This is a genomic window from Pseudomonas sp. K5002 (assembly GCF_013386655.1).
GTDB lineage: Bacteria > Pseudomonadota > Gammaproteobacteria > Pseudomonadales > Pseudomonadaceae > Aquipseudomonas.
In genome coordinates this window covers 1-708 of sequence record NZ_JACARK010001289.1, presented here as the reverse complement: position 1 = coordinate 708, position 708 = coordinate 1, and the positions used below count along the sequence as shown (strand labels likewise).

General features: G+C 63.6%; 1 protein-coding gene. It reads right to left on the bottom strand.

What is annotated here, in order from left to right; genetic code table 11:
• Positions 1–708: condensation domain-containing protein (locus HX846_RS35750; RefSeq protein ID WP_256740369.1), on the bottom strand; the 708-nt coding region annotated here is incomplete at both ends.

Sequence of the window (708 nt, the reverse complement as noted above, 5' to 3'; positions counted from 1 at the left end):
ATTCACGTCCTGCAAGCCGAAGGCCAGGGTCGGCTCGTCGATGTCGCCGAGCATTTCGCTGAAGAACGCCTCATGCTGCGCAGCGCTCACACCGAGGCGCGCCTGGGCCACGTAATTGCGGTATTGCACGGCGTCCGGCAGCAGGCCGGTTTCGCCTGCGAGGCTGGCGCTCATTTCTTCTACCAGCACCTGCAACGCGGTGTGGTCCAGCAGGATGTGGTGCAGCAGCAGGATGCCGACATGACGGCCCTGATCCTCGGCGTAGGCAAAGCGCATCAGCGAGGCGCGGGACAGGTCGAGGCGGTAGTGGCGTGGGTCGAAGCGTTCCTGCAGTTGCGCCAATACGGCACTGGAAGGATCGGCTTCAACCTGCTCAACCACCAGCAGCGCCTGGCGCAAGACCACCTGTACCGGCTCGTCCAGGCCTTCCCAGACAACCCCGGTACGCAGGATATCGTTGCGCTCGATGACACTTTGCAGCGCACGGATAAACGCCTCGACCGGCTCATGGCCGCTGAAGCTGAACTGCACCTGCAACACGTAGGGATCGCCTTCGGTGGTTGCCAGGTGGTGGTAGAGGATGCCGGCCTGCAACGGGGCCAGGCCGTAGATGTCCTGCACGTTGGCGATGCCGCCGGGGACACTGGCGATGATATGGTCGATGGCCTGCTGGTCGAGATTCACCAGCGGCAGCATGTCCGGGGTGAT